At 68.8% G+C, this 17852-nt stretch carries 18 protein-coding genes and 2 pseudogenes; 15 read left to right on the top strand and 5 right to left on the bottom strand.

Annotated features, from left to right (window positions below; all coding sequences use genetic code 11):
• A pseudogene (locus tag ACTNFJ_RS12875) lies at positions 1-150 on the bottom strand (IS6 family transposase); the annotation flags it as partial.
• Here ACTNFJ_RS12875 and ACTNFJ_RS12870 point away from each other — a divergent pair.
• The 12 genes and pseudogenes from ACTNFJ_RS12870 to nylB form a co-directional block, all read left to right on the top strand.
• Positions 127-1956: pseudogene (locus ACTNFJ_RS12870) on the top strand (isopeptide-forming domain-containing fimbrial protein); the annotation flags it as partial. The pseudogenes ACTNFJ_RS12875 and ACTNFJ_RS12870 sit on opposite strands and share 24 nt — an antisense overlap.
• A complete protein-coding gene (locus ACTNFJ_RS12865) occupies positions 1950-3260 on the top strand; it encodes a C45 family autoproteolytic acyltransferase/hydrolase (RefSeq protein WP_228145654.1) in 1311 nt (436 codons plus the stop codon). The pseudogene ACTNFJ_RS12870 and the gene ACTNFJ_RS12865, both read left to right, overlap by 7 nt.
• Before the next feature lie 141 nt (positions 3261-3401).
• A complete protein-coding gene (locus ACTNFJ_RS12860; protein WP_444711823.1) occupies positions 3402-3644 on the top strand; it encodes a UTRA domain-containing protein in 243 nt (80 codons plus the stop codon).
• A gap of 63 nt (positions 3645-3707) precedes the next feature.
• Positions 3708-3953, top strand: coding sequence for a hypothetical protein (locus ACTNFJ_RS12855; RefSeq protein ID WP_435907716.1), 246 nt, complete (start codon positions 3708-3710; stop codon positions 3951-3953).
• A gap of 27 nt (positions 3954-3980) precedes the next feature.
• On the top strand, positions 3981-5717 hold the full coding sequence (locus ACTNFJ_RS12850) for an ABC transporter substrate-binding protein (RefSeq protein WP_435907715.1): 1737 nt from the start codon (positions 3981-3983) through the stop codon (positions 5715-5717).
• A gap of 6 nt (positions 5718-5723) precedes the next feature.
• Positions 5724-6695, top strand: coding sequence for an ABC transporter permease (locus tag ACTNFJ_RS12845; RefSeq protein ID WP_444711821.1), 972 nt, complete (start codon positions 5724-5726; stop codon positions 6693-6695).
• The gene (locus ACTNFJ_RS12840) at positions 6692-7564 is read left to right on the top strand and encodes an ABC transporter permease (RefSeq protein ID WP_079941797.1); all 873 of its coding nucleotides are present in this window, start codon (positions 6692-6694) and stop codon (positions 7562-7564) included. Before ACTNFJ_RS12845 ends, ACTNFJ_RS12840 begins: the two co-directional genes overlap by 4 nt.
• Complete coding sequence (locus ACTNFJ_RS12835; RefSeq protein ID WP_435907712.1) at positions 7561-8382, top strand: ABC transporter ATP-binding protein; 822 nt, start codon at positions 7561-7563, stop codon at positions 8380-8382. Before ACTNFJ_RS12840 ends, ACTNFJ_RS12835 begins: the two co-directional genes overlap by 4 nt.
• Positions 8379-9167 carry an ABC transporter ATP-binding protein gene (locus tag ACTNFJ_RS12830; RefSeq protein ID WP_424457362.1) on the top strand — a complete coding sequence of 263 codons (789 nt, stop codon included), beginning with the start codon at positions 8379-8381 and terminating at the stop codon, positions 9165-9167. Before ACTNFJ_RS12835 ends, ACTNFJ_RS12830 begins: the two co-directional genes overlap by 4 nt.
• The gene (locus tag ACTNFJ_RS12825) at positions 9164-10231 is read left to right on the top strand and encodes an endo-type 6-aminohexanoate oligomer hydrolase (RefSeq protein WP_435907711.1); all 1068 of its coding nucleotides are present in this window, start codon (positions 9164-9166) and stop codon (positions 10229-10231) included. Before ACTNFJ_RS12830 ends, ACTNFJ_RS12825 begins: the two co-directional genes overlap by 4 nt.
• 31 nt (positions 10232-10262) lie before the next feature.
• Positions 10263-10847, top strand: coding sequence for a cytosine permease (locus ACTNFJ_RS12820; protein ID WP_079941800.1), 585 nt, complete (start codon positions 10263-10265; stop codon positions 10845-10847).
• Positions 10844-12022, top strand: coding sequence for a 6-aminohexanoate-dimer hydrolase (nylB, locus tag ACTNFJ_RS12815; RefSeq protein ID WP_435907710.1), 1179 nt, complete (start codon positions 10844-10846; stop codon positions 12020-12022). Before ACTNFJ_RS12820 ends, nylB begins: the two co-directional genes overlap by 4 nt.
• A gap of 119 nt (positions 12023-12141) precedes the next feature.
• On the opposite strand, the gene smpB is transcribed toward nylB, so the two are convergent.
• From smpB to ACTNFJ_RS12795, 4 genes are all read right to left on the bottom strand, one after another.
• Positions 12142-12621: an SsrA-binding protein SmpB gene (gene smpB / locus ACTNFJ_RS12810; protein WP_079941835.1), complete on the bottom strand. Its 480-nt coding sequence runs from the start codon at positions 12619-12621 to the stop codon at positions 12142-12144.
• A 250-nt stretch (positions 12622-12871) separates the two neighbouring features.
• Positions 12872-13786, bottom strand: a complete 915-nt coding sequence (ftsX, locus tag ACTNFJ_RS12805) for a permease-like cell division protein FtsX (RefSeq protein ID WP_079941836.1) — start codon at positions 13784-13786, stop codon at positions 12872-12874.
• A complete protein-coding gene (locus tag ACTNFJ_RS12800; protein WP_253035905.1) occupies positions 13783-13986 on the bottom strand; it encodes a hypothetical protein in 204 nt (67 codons plus the stop codon). Before ACTNFJ_RS12800 ends, ftsX begins: the two co-directional genes overlap by 4 nt.
• A gap of 41 nt (positions 13987-14027) precedes the next feature.
• The gene (locus ACTNFJ_RS12795; protein ID WP_001389365.1) at positions 14028-14792 is read right to left on the bottom strand and encodes an IS6-like element IS6100 family transposase; all 765 of its coding nucleotides are present in this window, start codon (positions 14790-14792) and stop codon (positions 14028-14030) included.
• Positions 14793-14820: 28 nt separating this feature from the next.
• Between ACTNFJ_RS12795 and ACTNFJ_RS12790 the strand changes: the two genes are divergently transcribed.
• The 3 genes from ACTNFJ_RS12790 (at position 14821) to ACTNFJ_RS12780 (ending at position 17712) form a co-directional block, all read left to right on the top strand.
• On the top strand, positions 14821-15018 hold the full coding sequence (locus ACTNFJ_RS12790; protein ID WP_182784970.1) for a hypothetical protein: 198 nt from the start codon (positions 14821-14823) through the stop codon (positions 15016-15018).
• A gap of 186 nt (positions 15019-15204) precedes the next feature.
• Complete coding sequence (locus tag ACTNFJ_RS12785) at positions 15205-15444, top strand: hypothetical protein (protein ID WP_330194013.1); 240 nt, start codon at positions 15205-15207, stop codon at positions 15442-15444.
• Between the two features lie 237 nt (positions 15445-15681).
• Positions 15682-17712 (top strand): hypothetical protein, encoded by a 2031-nt coding sequence (locus tag ACTNFJ_RS12780; protein ID WP_330194014.1) that lies wholly within the window; start codon positions 15682-15684, stop codon positions 17710-17712.
• Positions 17713-17852 lie beyond the last annotated feature (140 nt).

Raw genomic sequence — 17852 nt, 5'->3', positions numbered from 1 at the left:
CCAGCGATAGATCGTCGTATGGTCGACCGAAATGCCGCGTTCCGCCAGCATTTCCTCAAGGTCGCGATAGCTGATCGGATAGCGACAATACCAGCGCACCGCCCACAGGATCACATCACCCTGGAAATGGCGCCACTTGAAATCCGTCATCGTTCCGTCCGTCCAATCTCCGCCAAGCATGCTCAAGCTTCACGATTTTTGCAACAGAGCCCTCGCAAGATCACCGTGCGGGCCACCTCGCAAGCCCCGCCCTCCTTCGGCAAGGACGCCCTGGGCACGGGTGCGGATCTGAAACTGATCAACAAGACGAGCGACACGGCCACGTACCGGTTGTCGTTTGATCTGCCGTCGGATGTCTCGGGGTATCAGGGGCTCACGCTGTCGGACACGCTCCCGGACGAGTTGGCGTATCAGTCCGATTCGGGGCTGGCGGGTGCCGCGGCGACCGTGAACGGGCAGGACCTGTCCTGGACGCTGACCCAGGCGCAGATCGCCGCGGCCGCGGGATCCACCGTGTCCGTGGACGTGACGGTGAAGCTGTCGGCGGCCGCGACGTCGCAGGACAACGGCGCGGTCACGAACACCGCCGCCCTGCACGTCGACTACGACCCGTCGATGCCGGACCCGCCGGCGGACCCCGATCCCGCCACGAACACCGAACTCGAGATCGGGCTGCCGGACGCGCCGTCCGGGTTCACGAAGGTGAAGTCGGACGGCGACGGGATCCTCAACAGCCTGGAGGAGACGGCCGAGTACACGATCTCCATGAACGTGCCGGCGGACGTGTCGGAGTACGCGTCGATCGTGGCGACGGACGCCGTGCCGAGCACGTTGCAGATCGTCGGTTCCCCGACGACGGCGTCCGGCACCGCGTCCGCGTCCGGTAACACCGTGACGTGGACGCTGGACACGCCGGCGCAACTGGCGGACGCGGCGGGGAAGACGATCACCCTGACGATCCCCGTCAGGGCGGCAGCGAACGCGACGGCCGCCGACAACGGGGTGATCACGAACACCGCGAACACGACGGTCACCTTCTCGGACGCCTCGACCGAGGACCTCCCGCCGGCCACGAACACGGAGGTGGAGCTGCGGCTGACGCCCGCGCCGACCGGGCTGACGAAGGCGCTGTCGAGCGGCGAGGCGGGCAAGCCCGCATGGGACGCGGGCGTGCTGAATCACGCGGATGACGCGGTGCAGTTCCAGGTGTCGGCGAAGCTTCCGGCGGACGTGCGCAACTACGCGTCGTTCACGCTGATCGATACGCTGCCGGCCGGCCTCGCGGTCGAGGGGACGCCGAGCGTGGACGCGGACGGCGCCGACGTCACCGGCCTCGGCACCTTCACCGCGGCCTCCACCCGGTGGACCGTCGACCTCACCGACGCGTCGAACGCGGCGGCCCTCGCCGGCAAGACCCTCACCATGACCCTCGCGGTCGCGGGCGACGGGATCGATGACACGGACAACGGGACGCTGACGAACACCGGCTCGTGGGCGGTGACGCCCATCCAGGATGCGCAGGATCCGGCCGACCCCGACCCCGACCCCGAGAACGTGGTGGTCTCCTACCCCGAGCCCATCGACCCGGACAGCGTGTTCAAGGACGCGCAGGGCTCGGGCGCCGACCTGAAGCTCATCAACAAGTCGCCGACCTCGCCGGACACCGCGACCTACCGCCTCGGCTTCACCCTCCCGCAGGACGTGTCCGACTACGCGGGCGTCACCCTGACGGACGCACTGCCGGCCGAGCTGGAGTACGTGTCCGACACGGGGCTCGCCGGGGTGAACGCCACGGTCGCCGGCCAGACGCTGACCTGGGCGCTGGATCAGGCGACCGTGCAGGCGAACGCCGGGCAGGCGCTGACCGTGGACGTTGTGGTGAAGGTCGCGTCGGGCGCGATCTCGGCCGACAACGGCGCCCTCACGAACACGGCGACCGTCTCGGTGCAGTGGGATCCGAACCTGCCGGGCGACCAGCAGCCGGAGGACCCGGAGCCGAAGCCGAACACCGAGGTGGAACTGGGCCTGCCCGACCCGCCGGGGGCGTTCACGAAGATCGTCTCCGAGGGCGACGGCGTCCTGGGCTCCCTCGACGAGACCGCGACGTACCGGATCTCGATGAACATCCCGCAGGACGTCAGCGAGTACCAGGAGGTGCGGATCACCGACCAGGTGCCGGCCCTGCTGCAGATCGTCGGCGACCCGGCCACCGACTCCGGCACCTCGAGGTCGCGGGCGCCACGCCCCGCGAACTGGGCCTCAGCCGGGGCGCCGCGCTGCGCGGAAGCCTCGGGGGCGCCTACACGAAGTACGCGGAGCTGTTCCGCGTGCTGGGCGTGGACGAGGAGCGCGAGCGCGACGGCGTCGCGCGGGTCGTCTCCGCGCTGCGCGGCTGGCGGCCGGGGCTGCTCGAGCAGTTCGAGGGGATCGCCGAGGGGGCCGGCGTCGAGCTCTCGCAGGTCGTCGCGCTCAACGCCCGCACCGAGATCATCGCCCTCGGCGAGAAGCCGTCGAGCGAGTGCTCGACGCTCACGGCCGAGATCGGCGACCACCGCTACGGCGTGCAGACCTGGGACTGGCACGTCGAGCTCGATCCGTTCTGGCACACGCACACGGTCTCCGGCCCCGGGCTGCGCTACGCCGGCCTGACCGAGCAGGGCATCCTCTCGAAGATCGGCGTGAACGAGGCCGGCCTGGCCCTGCACTTCAACATCCTCGGGCACCGCGAGGATCGCCCCGACGGTGTGCCCATGCACGTGCTCTCGAGCGTGGTGCTCTCGGAGTGCCGTTCCGTCGACGAGGCCATCGAGCTGATCCGCGAGGCGCCGATCGCGTCGTCCTCGGCGTTCACGATGCTCGACGCGCAGCGCGCAGTGTCGGTCGAGATGAGCCCCGCGGGGGTGTTCGTGATCGAGGCGGTCGCGGGCTCGGTGCAGCGCACCAATCACTTCCAGCACGAGACGCCGCTCGCGGCGCAGAAGTCCGAGATCTACGAGCCCGACTCCTCGGAGCGCCTCGCGCTCGTGCGCGCGCGCCTCGCCGAGGGCCTGCCGGTCGCTCCGGGGGACCTGGTGCGGGTGCTGCTGACCGAGGAGGGCGAGCCGCCGCTCACCTGCCGCGCCGACATGTCCAAGGGCTACGGGGACCGGTGGGCCACCCTCGCGACGCTCATCACCGACCCGGAGGCCCGCACGATCCGGATCCTCGACGGCATGCCCACCGAGGCCGAGACGGGGGAGTGGCGCACGCTGACGGTGTGAGGCGCGGGCACCGGCCGGCGTGCGCCCGCCCATCGGGCACGGGCCGCAGGGCTCCCCCCGGCGCCGGGGGACCGGCCGGCCGGGCGCCTCCCGGGCACCCGGCGGGCTGTCGCCGCCGGGGGCACCGAGCGCCCTCTCCCGATCGCCTGCCGGCTGCGTCGCCCCGTCCCCGACGACTACGTCCGCTCCTGGAGCCGCGTCAGCGCTCGAGTCGCGACAGGCGCGGAAAACACGGATCTCGGCCTCCCTCCCGGGTCGACGGTCCTCGTCGTCCGTTCGCTCGACACGCTTCCGGATGGGACGCCGCTGCAGTACAGCCTCGCGCGCTTCCGCGCTGACCGTGTGGAACTCGACGTGCAGGCCGACCTGCATGCGGAGGATTGACGCAACTTCCACTGTTCACTTCGATGTGGAACTTCGTTCACGGATGATGGTTAGCGTGGAAGCATGACCGACACCATGAATCTCCGCGTGCTCACCCTGAACATCTGGGGGGACCCGCGTGATCGCGGGATCTCGACGCCTCCTGACCAGCGCGCATGGGGCGGACTCGCCTCAGCGGCGGAGGACCGGGAGCCGGGAGGCCCGGAGCATCCGCCGATGCGCCGGATGACGAGTCGGTCGAGACGAGGATCTCGTGGGGCGGTGGGTGCCGTGCATTTTTACATAAATCGTTTTACCTCACGACGGTAGCAGAGTAAAACGATTTATGTATGTACCGTGATCATCCAAGGCGCGCCCATCGGCGGGCGCCGCCGGCCGGAGCGCATCGCCGCGGTCCGGGCCACCACCACTGTCGAAGGAGTCACCACGATGTTGATCAACCAACGAACCCGCTCCCGGGCGGCCGCCGGCGCCGCGATCGCGCTGAGCCTCGCGTGCGTCCTCACCTCCTGCGCCGCGCCCGGCTCGGCGCCGGGCGGCACCGAGCAGACGGAGGCCGCGCCGGGCTTCCTCGCGGTCGCCGACGAGGCGCTCACGGGCACGGGCGCCCTCACCGTGCAGCTGGACTACGACACGAGCGAGGCCGACGGGCTCGACCCCCAGACCGCGCAGAACGACACCTCGTGGACGATCATGGGGCTCGTCTACGAGACGCTCGTGACCACGGACGAGAACTTCGAGATCCAGCCGAAGCTCGCCACCTCCTGGGAGCAGCCGGACGACACGACCTACGTCTTCACGATCGACACCACCGCGACCTTCTCGAACGGCCGCGCGCTCACCGTCGACGACGTCGTCGGCAGCCTCGAGCGCCAGGTCGCGAGCATGAGCGTGTGGTCCGGCCTGATGGGCCCCGTCGAGTCCATCGAGGCCACCGGCGACGATCAGGTCACCGTGAAGCTCGGCAGCCCGTACGCGCCGTTCCTCGCCGCGCTCGCGATCCCGCCGGCCGCCATCCTCCCCATGGAGGAGGTGAACGACGGCAGCGTCGACCTCACCACCACCATGCTCGGCACCGGCCCGTACCTCGTCGCCGACCACCGGCAGGACGAATCGTGGACCTTCACCGCGAACCCCGACTGGCACGGCGGCGACAACCTCGCCGTGCAGACCCTCGAACTGCAGATCGTGGATCAGGAGTCGACCAGGCAGGCCGCGCTCCGCGAGGGCAGCACCGGCATGGCGAAGTTCGTCAACATCGACTCGCTGTCGCAGCTCGGCGGCAACGAGGGCCTCCAGATCGTCAAGCAGACGCAGAGCGACTTCTACTACGTCCTCGTCAACTCGCAGAAGCCCGACAGTCCGCTGAACGACCAGGACGTCCGCTTCGCGATCAACACCGCGATCGACCGCCAGGCGATCGCCGACATCGTCTTCGCCGGCGAAACGACCCCCACCGGCATCACCCCCTCGAACCTGCCCGGCGCCTGCCGGGTCGACGAGCTGCCCTCGGAGCAGGCCGCGATCGAGGACGCGAGGGCGACCATCGAGGAGACGGGCGCCGGAGACGTCGAGCTCGACCTCATCGTGGACACCTCGAACCCCGTCATGGCGCAGATCGCCCAGCTCGTGCAGCAGCAGCTCGCGGAGATCGGCGTCACCGTCCGGATCGAGCAGGTCGACAGCGCGATCTACATCGAGCGGGTCATCTCGGCCCAGCCGGGCGACTTCGATCTGTCGATCAGCTGGTTCGCGGGGTACTCCGATCCCTCCATGGTGACCAAGTGGTGGAACCCCGAGCAGGCCTTCTTCAACGTGGGCTTCACGGGCGTGCACGAGGATCTCAACGCGCTCATCGCCGAGGGCGCGAGCGAGACCGATCCCGACGCGCGCGCCGAGGTGCTGACCGAGCTGTGCGCCTCCGCCGACGAGTACGCCGAGATGGTGCCGCTCGTGCACCGGCCGTCGATCATCGGGTTCGACACCGCGGCGGTGAGCCCGACGATCCAGAGCAACGAGGGGTACGGCAACATCCTCCGCAACATCGCCGACTACCGGATCGCCGGGGAGTAGTCCCGAATGATGCAGATCCTTCGCTGGTCCGCCGGGCGGGTGATGAGCGCGCTCATCACCCTGCTCGGCGTCTCGGTGCTCATCTTCGTCGCGATCCGTCTCATGCCCGGCAGCTACGAGGACATCATCCTCGGCCCGCTCGCCTCCGCCGAGGAGCGGCAGCTGCTCGCCGAGGCGTACGGGCTCGATCAGCCGATCTTCGTGCAGTACTTCGCCTGGATCGGGCAGGTGCTCACGGGGGAGCTCGGCACCTCCTACGTCACGCAGAGCTCCGTCTCCGGCGAGATGATCGAGCGCATCCCGGTGACCGCGACGCTCACGATCATGGCGATGGCCGTGACGCTGCTCGTGGGGGTTCCGCTCGGGATCTGGACGGGCGTGAGGTCCGGAGCGAAGCAGGGCGGTGCCGTCGGCCGCGTCGTGTCGAGCATCGGCATCAGCGTGCCGGAATTCGTGCTCGGCAGCATCGTGATCTTCCTCTTCTCGCAGTTCTCGCTCGGCCTGAAGGTCGGCGGGTTCGCGAGCATCGGCACCGGATTCTGGCCGACGCTCGGGGCGCTCCTGCTCCCCGCCCTGGTGCTCTCCGTCTTCTGCGTCGCGGCGACCGCGCGCACGACGCGCGACGCCGTCATGGGAGTGCTCGTCGAACCGCACATCACGGCCGCCGTCGCGCGCGGGGAGACGACCCGGCACATCGTGCGCCACCATGTGCTCCGCAACGCCGGCATCCCGATCCTGACCCTGCTCGGCACCATCACCGCCTACCTGCTCGGCGGCGCCGTCATCATCGAGACCCTGTTCAACCTGCCCGGTCTCGGATCATTCATGGTCACCGGGCTCGGCCGCCGGGACTTCGCGGTCGTGCAGGCCACCGTGCTCTTCGCCGCCGCCGTCTTCGTCGTGCTGAGCCTCGTGCTCGACCTCATCACGAGCGCGCTCGACCCGCGCGTCGCCGTCACCGGGAAGGCAGGATCATGACCACCTACTCCCTCCCGCTCTCCAAGAAGAAGCGCGCGGTCAAGACCCGCCCGCCCCGCGACGCCCTCTTCATCGCCGCCGCCTGCGCGCTCGGCCTCATCGTGCTCGTCGCGGTCGCCGCCGCCGTCATCCCGTTCGCCGGCGACCCGGCGAAGATCGTCGGCACCCGGCTCAGCCCGCCGTCGGCGGCGTACCCGCTCGGCACGGACGCCCTCGGCCGCTCGGTGCTCGCACGCCTGCTCGAGGGGACGCGCACCACGCTCGTCCTCTCCACTCTCGCCGTCGTGTGCACCGCGGTCATCAGCGTGATCCTCGGCCTCATCGCCGGCTACGCGGGCGGCTGGGCGCGCGAAGTCATCATGCGACTGAGCGACGTCCTCTACTCCTTCCCGTCGATCGTGCTCGCGATCCTCATCGCCGCGGTCGTGGGCCCCGGCCAGGCCGCGGTGCTCTCCAGCATCGTGCTCGTCACGGTGCCGCTCATGACCCGCATGGTGAGCGCGGCGGCGATGTCGGTCGCCAAGCGCGACTTCGTGACCACCGCGAAGATCAGCGGCGTGTCGGCCCCGGTGATCCTCTTCCGGCACCTGCTGCCGAACGTCAGCGGCACCATCGCGGTGCAGGGGACGTACGCGCTGTCGGTCGGCATCCTCGTCGAGGGAGGACTGAGCTTCCTCGGCTACGGGGTGCAGCCGCCCCGCTCGTCGCTGGGCCTGCTGATCCAGGAGGGCGGAAGCTACATGCTGCAGGCGCCCTGGCTGCTGTTCATCCCGGCCGCGGTGCTCGTCGTCGCGATCCTCTCCATCAACCTCATCGGCGACACGATGCGCGATCGGCTCGATCCGCGCGAGACAAGGAGCCTCGTATGACCGCGAACGCCCCCGCTGCCCCGGTGGTCTCGCTCACGGGATTCAGCGCCGAGTACCGCACCCGTCTCGGCGTGACCCGAGCGCTCGACGGGATCGATCTCGATGTCGCCCGCGGCGAACTGCTCGCGATCGTCGGCGAGTCGGGATCCGGCAAGTCGACCGTGTCCCAGGCGATCGGCCGCATGCTGCCGCGGGCCTGCCACGTGACCTCCGGGTCGGTGCACGTGCTCGGCAGGGATCTCGCGGACCTCGCGCCCGATGCGATACGGGCGCTGCGACGCGAGTCGCTGGGTTTCATCCCGCAGGATCCCATCGCCTCGCTCAACCCGACGATGCGGATCCGTCGCCAGCTCGAGCTCGCGCTCAGGCCGCTCGGACGACCGACCGACCTGGAGTCGCTCACCGAGCTGCTCGCGAGCGTCAAGATCCTCGAGCCGGATCGGGTGCTCCGACTCTATCCGCACGAGGTGTCCGGCGGAATGGCGCAGCGCATCGCGATCGCGCTGACCATGGCGCGCGAGCCCGAGATCCTGATCGCCGACGAGCCCACGGCATCGCTCGACGCACAGGTGCGCGACGAGATCCTGACCCTCATCGTCGACCTGGTGCAGCGCTCCGGCGCGAGCCTCATCTGGATCAGCCACGACCTCGGCGCCGTACGTCGCTGGTGCGACCGGATCGTCGTGATGCACCAGGGGCGTATCGTCGAAGAGGGGCCGGCCGCGCAGGTGCTCGACGAGCCGCGGGCGGACTACACGAGAACGCTGGTCGCCGCGATACCGGGCCGCCAGGATCCCACGACGAAGGAGGCGGAATGATGTCTGCGTCCCATCCGGACACGGATACGGCCCCGGTGCTGGAGCTGCGCGAGGTCAGCGTCGCGTTCACGAGCGGGGCGGGAGCGAAGCGGCGGACCGTCCGCGCCATGAACGCGGTGACGCTCGAGGTCGCCCCGGGCGAGACGCTCGGGCTGGTGGGCGAGTCCGGATCGGGCAAGACCACGACCGCCTCGGTCGCCCTGGGCCTCAAGCGGCCCGACTCCGGCGAGGTGCTGCTGCTCGGCGAACCCTTCACGCGATCGCGCAGGGCCAACGCCGGCAAGCTGCAGGCGGTGCTGCAGCATCCGCACTGGTCGCTCAACCCCCGGCGCAAGGTCGGGGAGTCGGTGCGCGAACCGCTGACGGTCGCGCGGCGCGACCTCAGCCGGTCCGAGCAGCGGCAGCGCGTGACGGAGATGCTCGAGCAGGTGGGGCTGAACCCCGCCTTCGCCGAGCGCTACCCCCACGAGCTCTCCGGAGGACAGCGCCAGCGCGTCTCGGTGGCCCGGGCGCTCGTGACCGAGCCGCGCTTCATCGTCTTCGACGAGGCCGTGAGCGCGCTCGACGTCGCCGTGCAGATGCAGATCCTCGCGCTCATCCGCGAACTGCAGGCGGAGCACCGCTTCGGCGCCCTCTTCATCTCGCACGATCTCGGCGCCGTGGAGCGCGTCGCGGACCGTGTCGCCGTGCTCTTCCGCGGCGACCTCGTCGAGACCGCTTCGACGGAGGAGTTCTTCCGCAACCCCCAGCACCCCTACTCGCAGACACTCTTGGAGGCCCTATGAATACGACACCGGTCCACGCACTCACGGATATCGACGGCGGGATCGTCGTGGATCCCGCGCCCCGCCTGGCGGGCCCGCCCGTCTTCGGCGGCCCGGGCAACGCCGCCTTCGACCTCGTGCCGGTCAGGAGCACCGGGCGGGAGACGCTGCGGTTCGACTTCCCGGGCGTCAGCGTCGGTTCGGCGCACTACGAGGAGGGGCCCACCGGTGCGACGGTCATCCACGTCCCGGCGGGCGCCCGCACCGCGGTCGACGCGCGCGGCGGAGCCGTGGGTCTGTCCGGCGGGTACGACTTCAACCACGCCATCTGCCTGGCCGGCGGAGCCAGCTACGGGCTCGAGGCGGGCGCCGGGGTGAGCGGCGCGCTCCTGGAACGCCTCGAGTATCGCACCGGCTTCGCCGAGGCCCAGCTGGTGTCGTCGGCGGTCATCTACGACTTCTCGGCGCGCTCCACCGCGGTCTACCCCGACAAGGCGCTCGGCCGCGCGGCGCTCGAATTCGCCGTTCCCGGTGAGTTCCCGCAGGGGCGGGCGGGCGCGGGCATGAGCGCGTCCGCGGGCAAGGTGGACTGGGACCGCACCGAGATCACCGGGCAGGGCGCGGCGTTCCGTCGTCTCGGCGACGTGCGCATCCTCGCCGTCGTCGTGCCGAACCCGGTCGGCGTGATCATGGACCGCGCGGGCGGGATCGTGCGCGGCAACTACGACGCGCAGACCGGGGTCCGGCGCCACCCGGTGTTCGACTACCAGGAGGCGTTCGCCGAGCAGGTCCCGCCCGTCACCGAGGCCGGCAACACCACGATCAGCGCGATCGTCACGAACGTGCGGATGAGCCCCGTCGAGCTGAACCAGTTCGCCAAGCAGGTGCACAGTTCGATGCACCGCGGCATCCAGCCGTTCCACACCGACATGGACGGCGACACGCTCTTCGCCGTCACCACCGACGAGATCGATCTGCCGACGACCCCGGGGTCGTCGCGCGGGCGGCTGTCGGTGAACGCGACCGCGCTCGGCGCGATCGCCTCCGAGGTGATGTGGGACGCCGTCCTCGAGGCCGGCAAGTAGGGGCCCGGCCCCGGAACAGGAGAGGAACGCTGTGGAGATCATCACCGCGACGGTGACGGGCACGGATCCGGGAAGCCGGGGCGCCGAGATCGGGAGCCGCTTCGGGGAGGGGATCCGCGACGCGGTCGACGGCATGACCACCTACACCGCCAGCATGGCGTTCCAGTCGATCGGCATCCCGATCCGGCGCATCCCCTCGGCCATCATCATCGGCGTGCTCGGCACCTTCTTCACCATCTACCTGGTCATGTCGACCAGCCTGCTCGACGCGGTGAACATCATGCTGCAGGTGCTGATCCTCATCTCGGCTCCGGGCATCACCGTCTACTGCATGGACATCTGGCTGCGCCGCAACCGATACGATGGCCTCGATCTCTTCGACGAGCGCCGGGGGGCGAAGTACTGGTACACCGGCGGCTTCAGCATTCCCGGCCTCGCCGCGGGGATCATCGGCGGCGCTGCCGCCTCCTTCTTCCTCACCACCGATTTCTGGAGCGGCGCGGTCGCCGAGGCCATGGGCTACATCGATCTCTCCGCCCCCGTCGCGATGATCGTCAGCGGTGGCCTCTACTATCTCTTCACCCGCCGCGGCTACACCTTCGGAGACACTCGATGAACGCACGTTCCACCGGCCAGCACCCCGCCAGGTATCCCGGAGCCGCGGCCGGGGAGCCGACACTCGACAGCTGGCAGGAGGCCCCGCACAACCGCTGGGCCTTCGCCCGCCTGGGCGAGCTGCTGCCCACGGCGGCGGTCTCCCGGCGCGACCCGGCGACGCCCGCGGAGCCCGTCGTGCGGCTCGACGCGCTCGCGACGCGGCTCCCCGATCTCGAGCAGCGGCTCGAGGAGACCTGCACCGACGCATTCCTCGTGCTGCGCGGCTCCGAGGTCCTCGCCGAGTACTACCGGGCGGGTTTCGCACCCGACGACCGTCACCTGCTGATGAGCGTCTCGAAGTCGCTGTGCGGCACGGTCGTCGGCGCGCTGATCGACGAGGGGCGCATCGATCCCGCGCAGCCCGTCACCGAGTATGTACCCGAGCTCGCGGGCTCCGTCTACGACGGGCCCTCCGTGCTGCAGGTGCTCGACATGCAGATCTCGATCGACTACAACGAGGACTACGTCGATCCGGCCTCGGAGGTGCAGACCCACGATCGCTCCGCCGGCTGGCGCACGCGGCGAGACGGGGACCCCGCCGACACCTACGAGTTCCTCACCACCCTCCGCGGCGACGGCGGCACCGGCGAGTTCCAGTACTGCTCGGCGAACACCGACGTGCTCGCCTGGATCGTCGAGCGGGTCACCGGTCTGCGCTACGTCGAAGCGCTCTCCACGTACCTGTGGGCGAAGCTCGACGCCGATCGGGATGCGACCATCACGGTCGACCAGACCGGCTTCGGCTTCGCGAACGGGGGCGTCTCCTGCACCGCGCGGGATCTCGCACGCGTGGGCCGCATGATGCTCGACGGCGGCGTCGCTCCCGGCGGACGGGTCGTATCGCAGGGCTGGGTGGAAAGCGTGCTGGCCGGCGGCTCCCGCGAAGCCATGACCGCCGAGGGTTTCACCTCCGCATTCCCCGAGGGCAGCTACACGCGCCAGTGGTGGTGCACGGGCAACGAGCGCGGCAACGTGAGCGGCATCGGCATCCACGGCCAGAACCTCTGGCTCGATCCGCGCACCGACTCCGTGATCGTCAAGCTCTCGTCGTGGCCCGATCCCGACACCCGGCACTGGCACGGGCTGCAGAGCGGGATCCTGCTCGACGTCAGCCGTGCCCTCGACGCGGTGTAGGCGGCGTGACCGGCGTCGGCACCGCGCCGGTGGATCCTGCGACTGCCTGACGCGGTGGCGCCACCGCGTCAGGCGCGTCGCAGGATCCGCCCGCGACGCGGGGACACCCGAGGGAGCGCCTACTCCCCCATCCGGTTGCGGGTGCGCATCGCCCGTTCGGCCTCGCGCTTGTCCTGCCGCTCGCGCATGGTCTGGCGCTTGTCGTACTCCTTCTTGCCCTTCGCGAGGGCGATCTCGACCTTCGCGCGGCCGTCGAGGAAGTACAGGCGCAGCGGCACGATCGTCATGCCGCCCTCGCGGGTCTTCTGGTAGAGCTTGTCGATCTGCTGGCGGTGCAGCAGCAGCTTGCGCTTGCGGCGCGGCGCGTGGTTCGTCCACGAGCCGTTGAGGTACTCGGGGATGTAGGCGGCGTCGAGCCAGGCCTCGCCGCGCTCGATGAACACGTATCCGTCGACGAGCGACGCGCGTCCCATGCGCAGCGACTTCACCTCGCTGCCCGTGAGCACCAGGCCCGCCTCGTAGGTGTCGAGGATGTGGTACTCGTGCCGGGCCTTCTTGTTGGAGGCGATCAGCTTCTCGCCGGTCTCCTTCGGGCTCATGTCACATCCTTCCTGCGGCCGGGGTGGTTCGGGGTCCGCGCTCACGCGCGAAGAACCAGCTTATCGCACACCGCCGCCGTTCCGCCCGCCACGCCGAGCCGCCCGGCCTCGAGGCGCCCGAACCGAGCCGATTGCTCCAACCCGCACGGATTATCGGCGCGGGAGGGCTCGGGCTCGCACGATGGGCTCGGTTTCGACGAGCCCCGGCCCCGAGATCCGGATCCGCGGCCCGCCCCGGGGACGCTCTGCGCTACACCCGCAGGTATCTGGTGATCGCGATCTTCGCCGCGATCGCCGAGAGCACCACTCCCACCAGCACGAGGATCGGCGGCACCACGAGCGCCTGCTCCACCGTGATGTAACTCGTGAACGGCACCTCCCGGGCGAGGAATCCCTGCACGAAGAAGCGCACGATCGCCACCGACGCGGCGCTCGCGAGCACGGCGCCGAAGAGCGCGGCGATGATGCCCTCCAATATGAAGGGGGTCTGGATGAACCGGTTCGACGCGCCCACGAGGCGCATGATCCCGATCTCCCGCCGGCGCGAGAACGCCGAGAGCCTGATCGTGGTCGAGATCAGCAGCATGGCCGCCACCAGCATGAGCCCCGCGATGACGATCGCCGTGTAGCTCGCCACCCCCAGGAACAGGAAGATCCGATCGAGCAGGCTGCGCTGGTCCGAGACGCTCTGCACGCCGGGGATGCCCGAGAACGTCTCCGTGATGATGTCGGAGCGCGAGGGATCCTTGAGCTTGATCCAGAAGGTCTGGTTGAGCTGCTCCGGCTTCGTGATGTCGACGATCGGGTTGCCCTCGAACTGCTGCACGAACTCCTTGTAGGCCTGCTCGTGCGTCACGAAGAAGAAGTCGTCGACGTAGGGGCGCAGCGTGTCCGACTGCAGCGCCTCCTCGACGGCCGCGATCTCGTCCTCGCCCGCGTCCTCGCCGGCGCAGGTCGAACTCTGGTCGTAGTCCGTGCAGAGGTAGACGGCCACCTGCGCGCGGTCGTACCAGAACGTCTTCATCTGCTGGATCTGCAGCTGCATCAGGATCGCCGCCCCCACGAAGGTGAGCGACACGAAGGTCACCAGCACCACGGAGATGACCACCGACATATTGCGGCGCAGGCCGTTCCAGACCTCGCCGAGCACCAGTCCCGCCCTCATCGCACCGGCCCCACATCCGTCTGGTCGTCGTTCTTCCGGCGCAACCCGAGGTGCTCCGCCAGGCTGCCGGTCTCGGACATGCGCACGGGATCCATCGGGCGATCCGGATCGAGGAAGCTCGGGATCCGGCGCGCCTGCGGCCCGCCGGAGCGCACCGTGTCGTCATCGTCGATGTCGGAGTCGTCGGGGCTCTGTTGCAAAGATTGGCGGCAGTCAGAGGTAGGCTGTCGCTCTGCGCCGATCAGGCGGCTGCTGCGAAATGGTGGTTGAGCATGCCCATGGCCTCCGTCAGCGCCGAGGGCCCAATGCCAAAAGCTCTCTCCACAAGGCGCACCTCGCCCCTGATGCCGGGCTGCAGGCACCAGGGGCGAGCCTGTCCTTTGCGCAGGGCTCGCATGACTTCGAATCCCTTGATCGTGGCATAGGCCGTGGGGATCGATTTGAAACCGCGCACCGGCTTGATCAGTATCTTGAGCTTTCCGTGATCGGCCTCGATCACGTTATTGAGATACTTCACCTGCCGGTGGGCCGTCTCCCGGTCCAGCTTTCCTTCGCGCTTCAATTCGGTGATCGCTGCACCATAGCTCGGCGCTTTGTCGGTATTGAGCGTGGCAGGCTTTTCCCAGTGCTTCAGGCCTCGCAGGGCCTTGCCCAGGAACCGCTTCGCTGCCTTGGCGCTGCGGGTCGGCGACAGGTAGAAATCGATCGTGTCGCCCCGCTTGTCGACTGCCCGGTACAGGTAGGTCCACTTGCCCCGCACCTTGACGTAGGTTTCATCCAGGCGCCAGCTCGGATCAAAGCCACGCCGCCAGAACCAGCGCAGCCGCTTCTCCATCTCCGGGGCGTAGCACTGGACCCAGCGATAGATCGTCGTATGGTCGACCGAAATGCCGCGTTCCGCCAGCATTTCCTCAAGGTCGCGATAGCTGATCGGATAGCGACAATACCAGCGCACCGCCCACAGGATCACATCACCCTGGAAATGGCGCCACTTGAAATCCGTCATCGTTCCGTCCGTCCAATCTCCGCCAAGCATGCTCAAGCTTCACGATTTTTGCAACAGAGCCAACATCAGCACCGTCGTCAACGGCTTCACCAGCCTCGCACGCGAGGTCGCCACAATCCCCCACGACCCCCAGATGGTCGAAGGCTGGCTAAACGTCGCGGCGCTGCGCCCCGCAACTCAGCGCGCATGGCTCGGTGCGGCGGCCGCCGTTGCACGCGGCCTGTAGCCCCACCAGCACTGAGGGCCGGTAACGCTAACGCGCTACCGGCCCTCAGTCTTTGTAGGAACCCCTGCCGCCGGCTGCGCGATCGCCATGAGGGTTTCTACAAAGAACAGCGACTACCGACGACACGCCAAGCAATCAACGTGTCTTTGGTGGCGCTACTTCTACATCTACCTGTAGTGTGGTGGCATGACCGTTAGGCGAGCACCACGAGGATCACGCATCGCGCCCGTGCGCGCAGCGTGGTCAATCGAGCTGCACCGCAAAGAGCGCTTCGACCAGATCGCGCGCAACTCCGGTGTGACTTCAAGTGTGTTCCTCGAACTGGTAATCGACCACTTGGAAACGGAGCTGAGCGACCGCGGCGTGCCGAACTGGATGCCTCAGCCTGAACCAAACGAAGGGGAGTTACCCATTGACACCGCATAAATGAGCGATACCCCAGCTCGGGGAGCTGGGGTATCGGAGAAGTCATTACCTGAGCCGTATGAAGTTTGGCGACCGAATCGGATCAGGTGGAGCAAAAGCCCGGAGGTTTTCGCGTGCCTACCAGGAGGTGCCCTAGGAGGTGACACCATCATAGCAACAGACCGCAAGATATGCGCGACCCAACTTTCAGTTGCCGACGCATGGGCGATCACCGCAGCGATCAGCCCCCGCCCTACCGTGCGCGTCGCAGCCGTCAACGAGGACGGCAGCACGCTCAACAGCTACCCGCCGCAGCACATCACGCCGGTTACCGCGGCCGCGCCTGAGCGGCCCTGGGCGATCTACCTCACTGACCGCGAGCACGCCTACCGGCTGCTCTGCTTCGACCTGGACGGAAAGACGCCCGAGGCGGCCGAGGCCGCCGAGCAAGACACGGCCGCGCTCGCGCGGCTCCTCATCGACGCGGGCCTTGCCCCCGTCGTCTGCCAGTCTGGCCCGCAGGGCGGCCGTCATATCTGGATCGCGCTACGCGAGGGAGTCGCGGCCGAGCTGGTGCACCGGCTCGCACGGCTCGCCAAGGTGCTGCACACAACGCTCGACCTCTCCCCCATCATGAACCCCGCGGCCGGATGCGTGCGCCCACCAGGTGCACCACACCGCCACGGCGGCAGCTCGACCGTCATCGACGGCAATCTGGACTCGCTCACGCGCCCCAGTGGCACCACGGCAGCCGTAGCGGCCGCCGTTGAGCGCCTGGCCCAGCTCGTCAATGATCGGGCCGCTACGGAGCGCACAGACACGTTCTCGGCCGACACAGCCCAGGACGACCGCAAACACCCCCACATTCCCGGCACCAAACGCCCCCTAGCGGCCGCAGCGGCCGCAGCGCTGCGCACCAACGCCGCCGCCGACGACGCTAGCGCCGTGCTCTGGCGCGTGCTGACCGGCGCGGCCGCCGCACACTGGCACTACAGCGACGTAGCCCGCGTGCTCGACACAGCCCCCGGCCTGGAACACGCACGCACCCGCAACGAAGACGGCCGCCGCATCGCACGTCGGCCTGACGAACGCGCGCGCGTGCTGCGCCGCCAATGGGATCGCGCCGTTGCCTACATCGCCAGCGGCCGCCGCATCGTCGGCCGCGATGAGACGTTCGACACACGCGCCGACGCTATCGCCGCGCATGTACTCGCCGTACAGAGCCGCGCAGACGCCGCCCCCGGCAGATGGAACCGCGGAGGCGGCCCCGCTGACCGTCGCGTGCTCGATGCGCTGAGCATCCTTGCCCTGCAAGCCCTCAGCGCCGATCTGGAGGCCGATACCCGACGCCTGGCACTCATGGCAGGCATCGGCCGTGAAACGGCGCGCACAGCGCTACTGCGCCTCGCAGAAGACGATTGGATCATTCGCACCAACGAGGCCGAAGGCCGCAGCGCCGCACACTGGAAAATCGGCCCTCACGTCGTTATCCACAGCAACCCAGTAGATGCCCGGTCACAAGTCGCCCACCGCCCCCCCGGCAGCGGCGCAGCCGCACGAAACGCGCTGCTGCTCGAACTCACAAACCGGCTGGACGACGCAGCACATGACCTCTTCACTCTCGGAGCATTAGGGCTGCACGCTGGGAACGTCTATGCACGCTGCACTCACGATCCTCTCTCACTCGGAGAACTCGCCCAGCTCACCGGATCAGACGCAGCTCACACGGTACAGACACTTACCCGACTCATCGAAGCCGACGTGCTGCTGCTCAGCCGTGACGGCTGGCACAAGCCCGCCGCCGACCGCCGCGATGCAGCGGCCGACGCCCGCGGCGTCACTGGACGCCTGGCAGCTCGCGCCGAGCGCTACGCTGTCGAGCGCGAACTGTGGGCCTGGTGGTGCGCCGAGCTGGACTGGATGAACACGCCCCGAGCTGAACGCCCGAAGCGCCCCGCACCAGGTCAACTCGTGCTCGTGCCTGACCTTGGCCCAGCCCCTCGCCCGATTCATCCCCGCACCGCCAACGGCCGCGCCGACTACCGCGCCGCCCGCTGCATCATCACCGGCACTACTCCGCCAGCTCGGCCGCGACCCGTGCCCGTATCCGACGCCGAACGCATCATCATGGATGTACTCGGCGCAAAGCCGATTGGTACAGTGCCGTTCCCCCGTTCCCACGACGAGACGCAACCAGACCCCCTCGAAGGCAAAGCGCAGCGCAGCGGAGCGCGGCAGCCCTATCGTGAGCGAACCGACCGCACGACGACCGTTCGCTTTGTCGGATGACGCACAGGCCGCCACCTGACGGAGCAGGCGGCAGCATGTGGACACCGACGCAGAGCCTCACCTGCCCACAATGTGCACAGCCCAGCTATCGCGGGGCTGGCCTGCACACAGTGTGGACAGCCAAGCAGTAACACGAGGGT

The sequence above is a fragment of the Leucobacter shiyiweii genome (assembly GCF_052446065.1).
Lineage (GTDB): Bacteria > Actinomycetota > Actinomycetes > Actinomycetales > Microbacteriaceae > Leucobacter.
The sequence above is the reverse complement of the archived record's forward strand: the minus strand, read 5'-3'. Positions and strand labels throughout refer to the sequence as shown.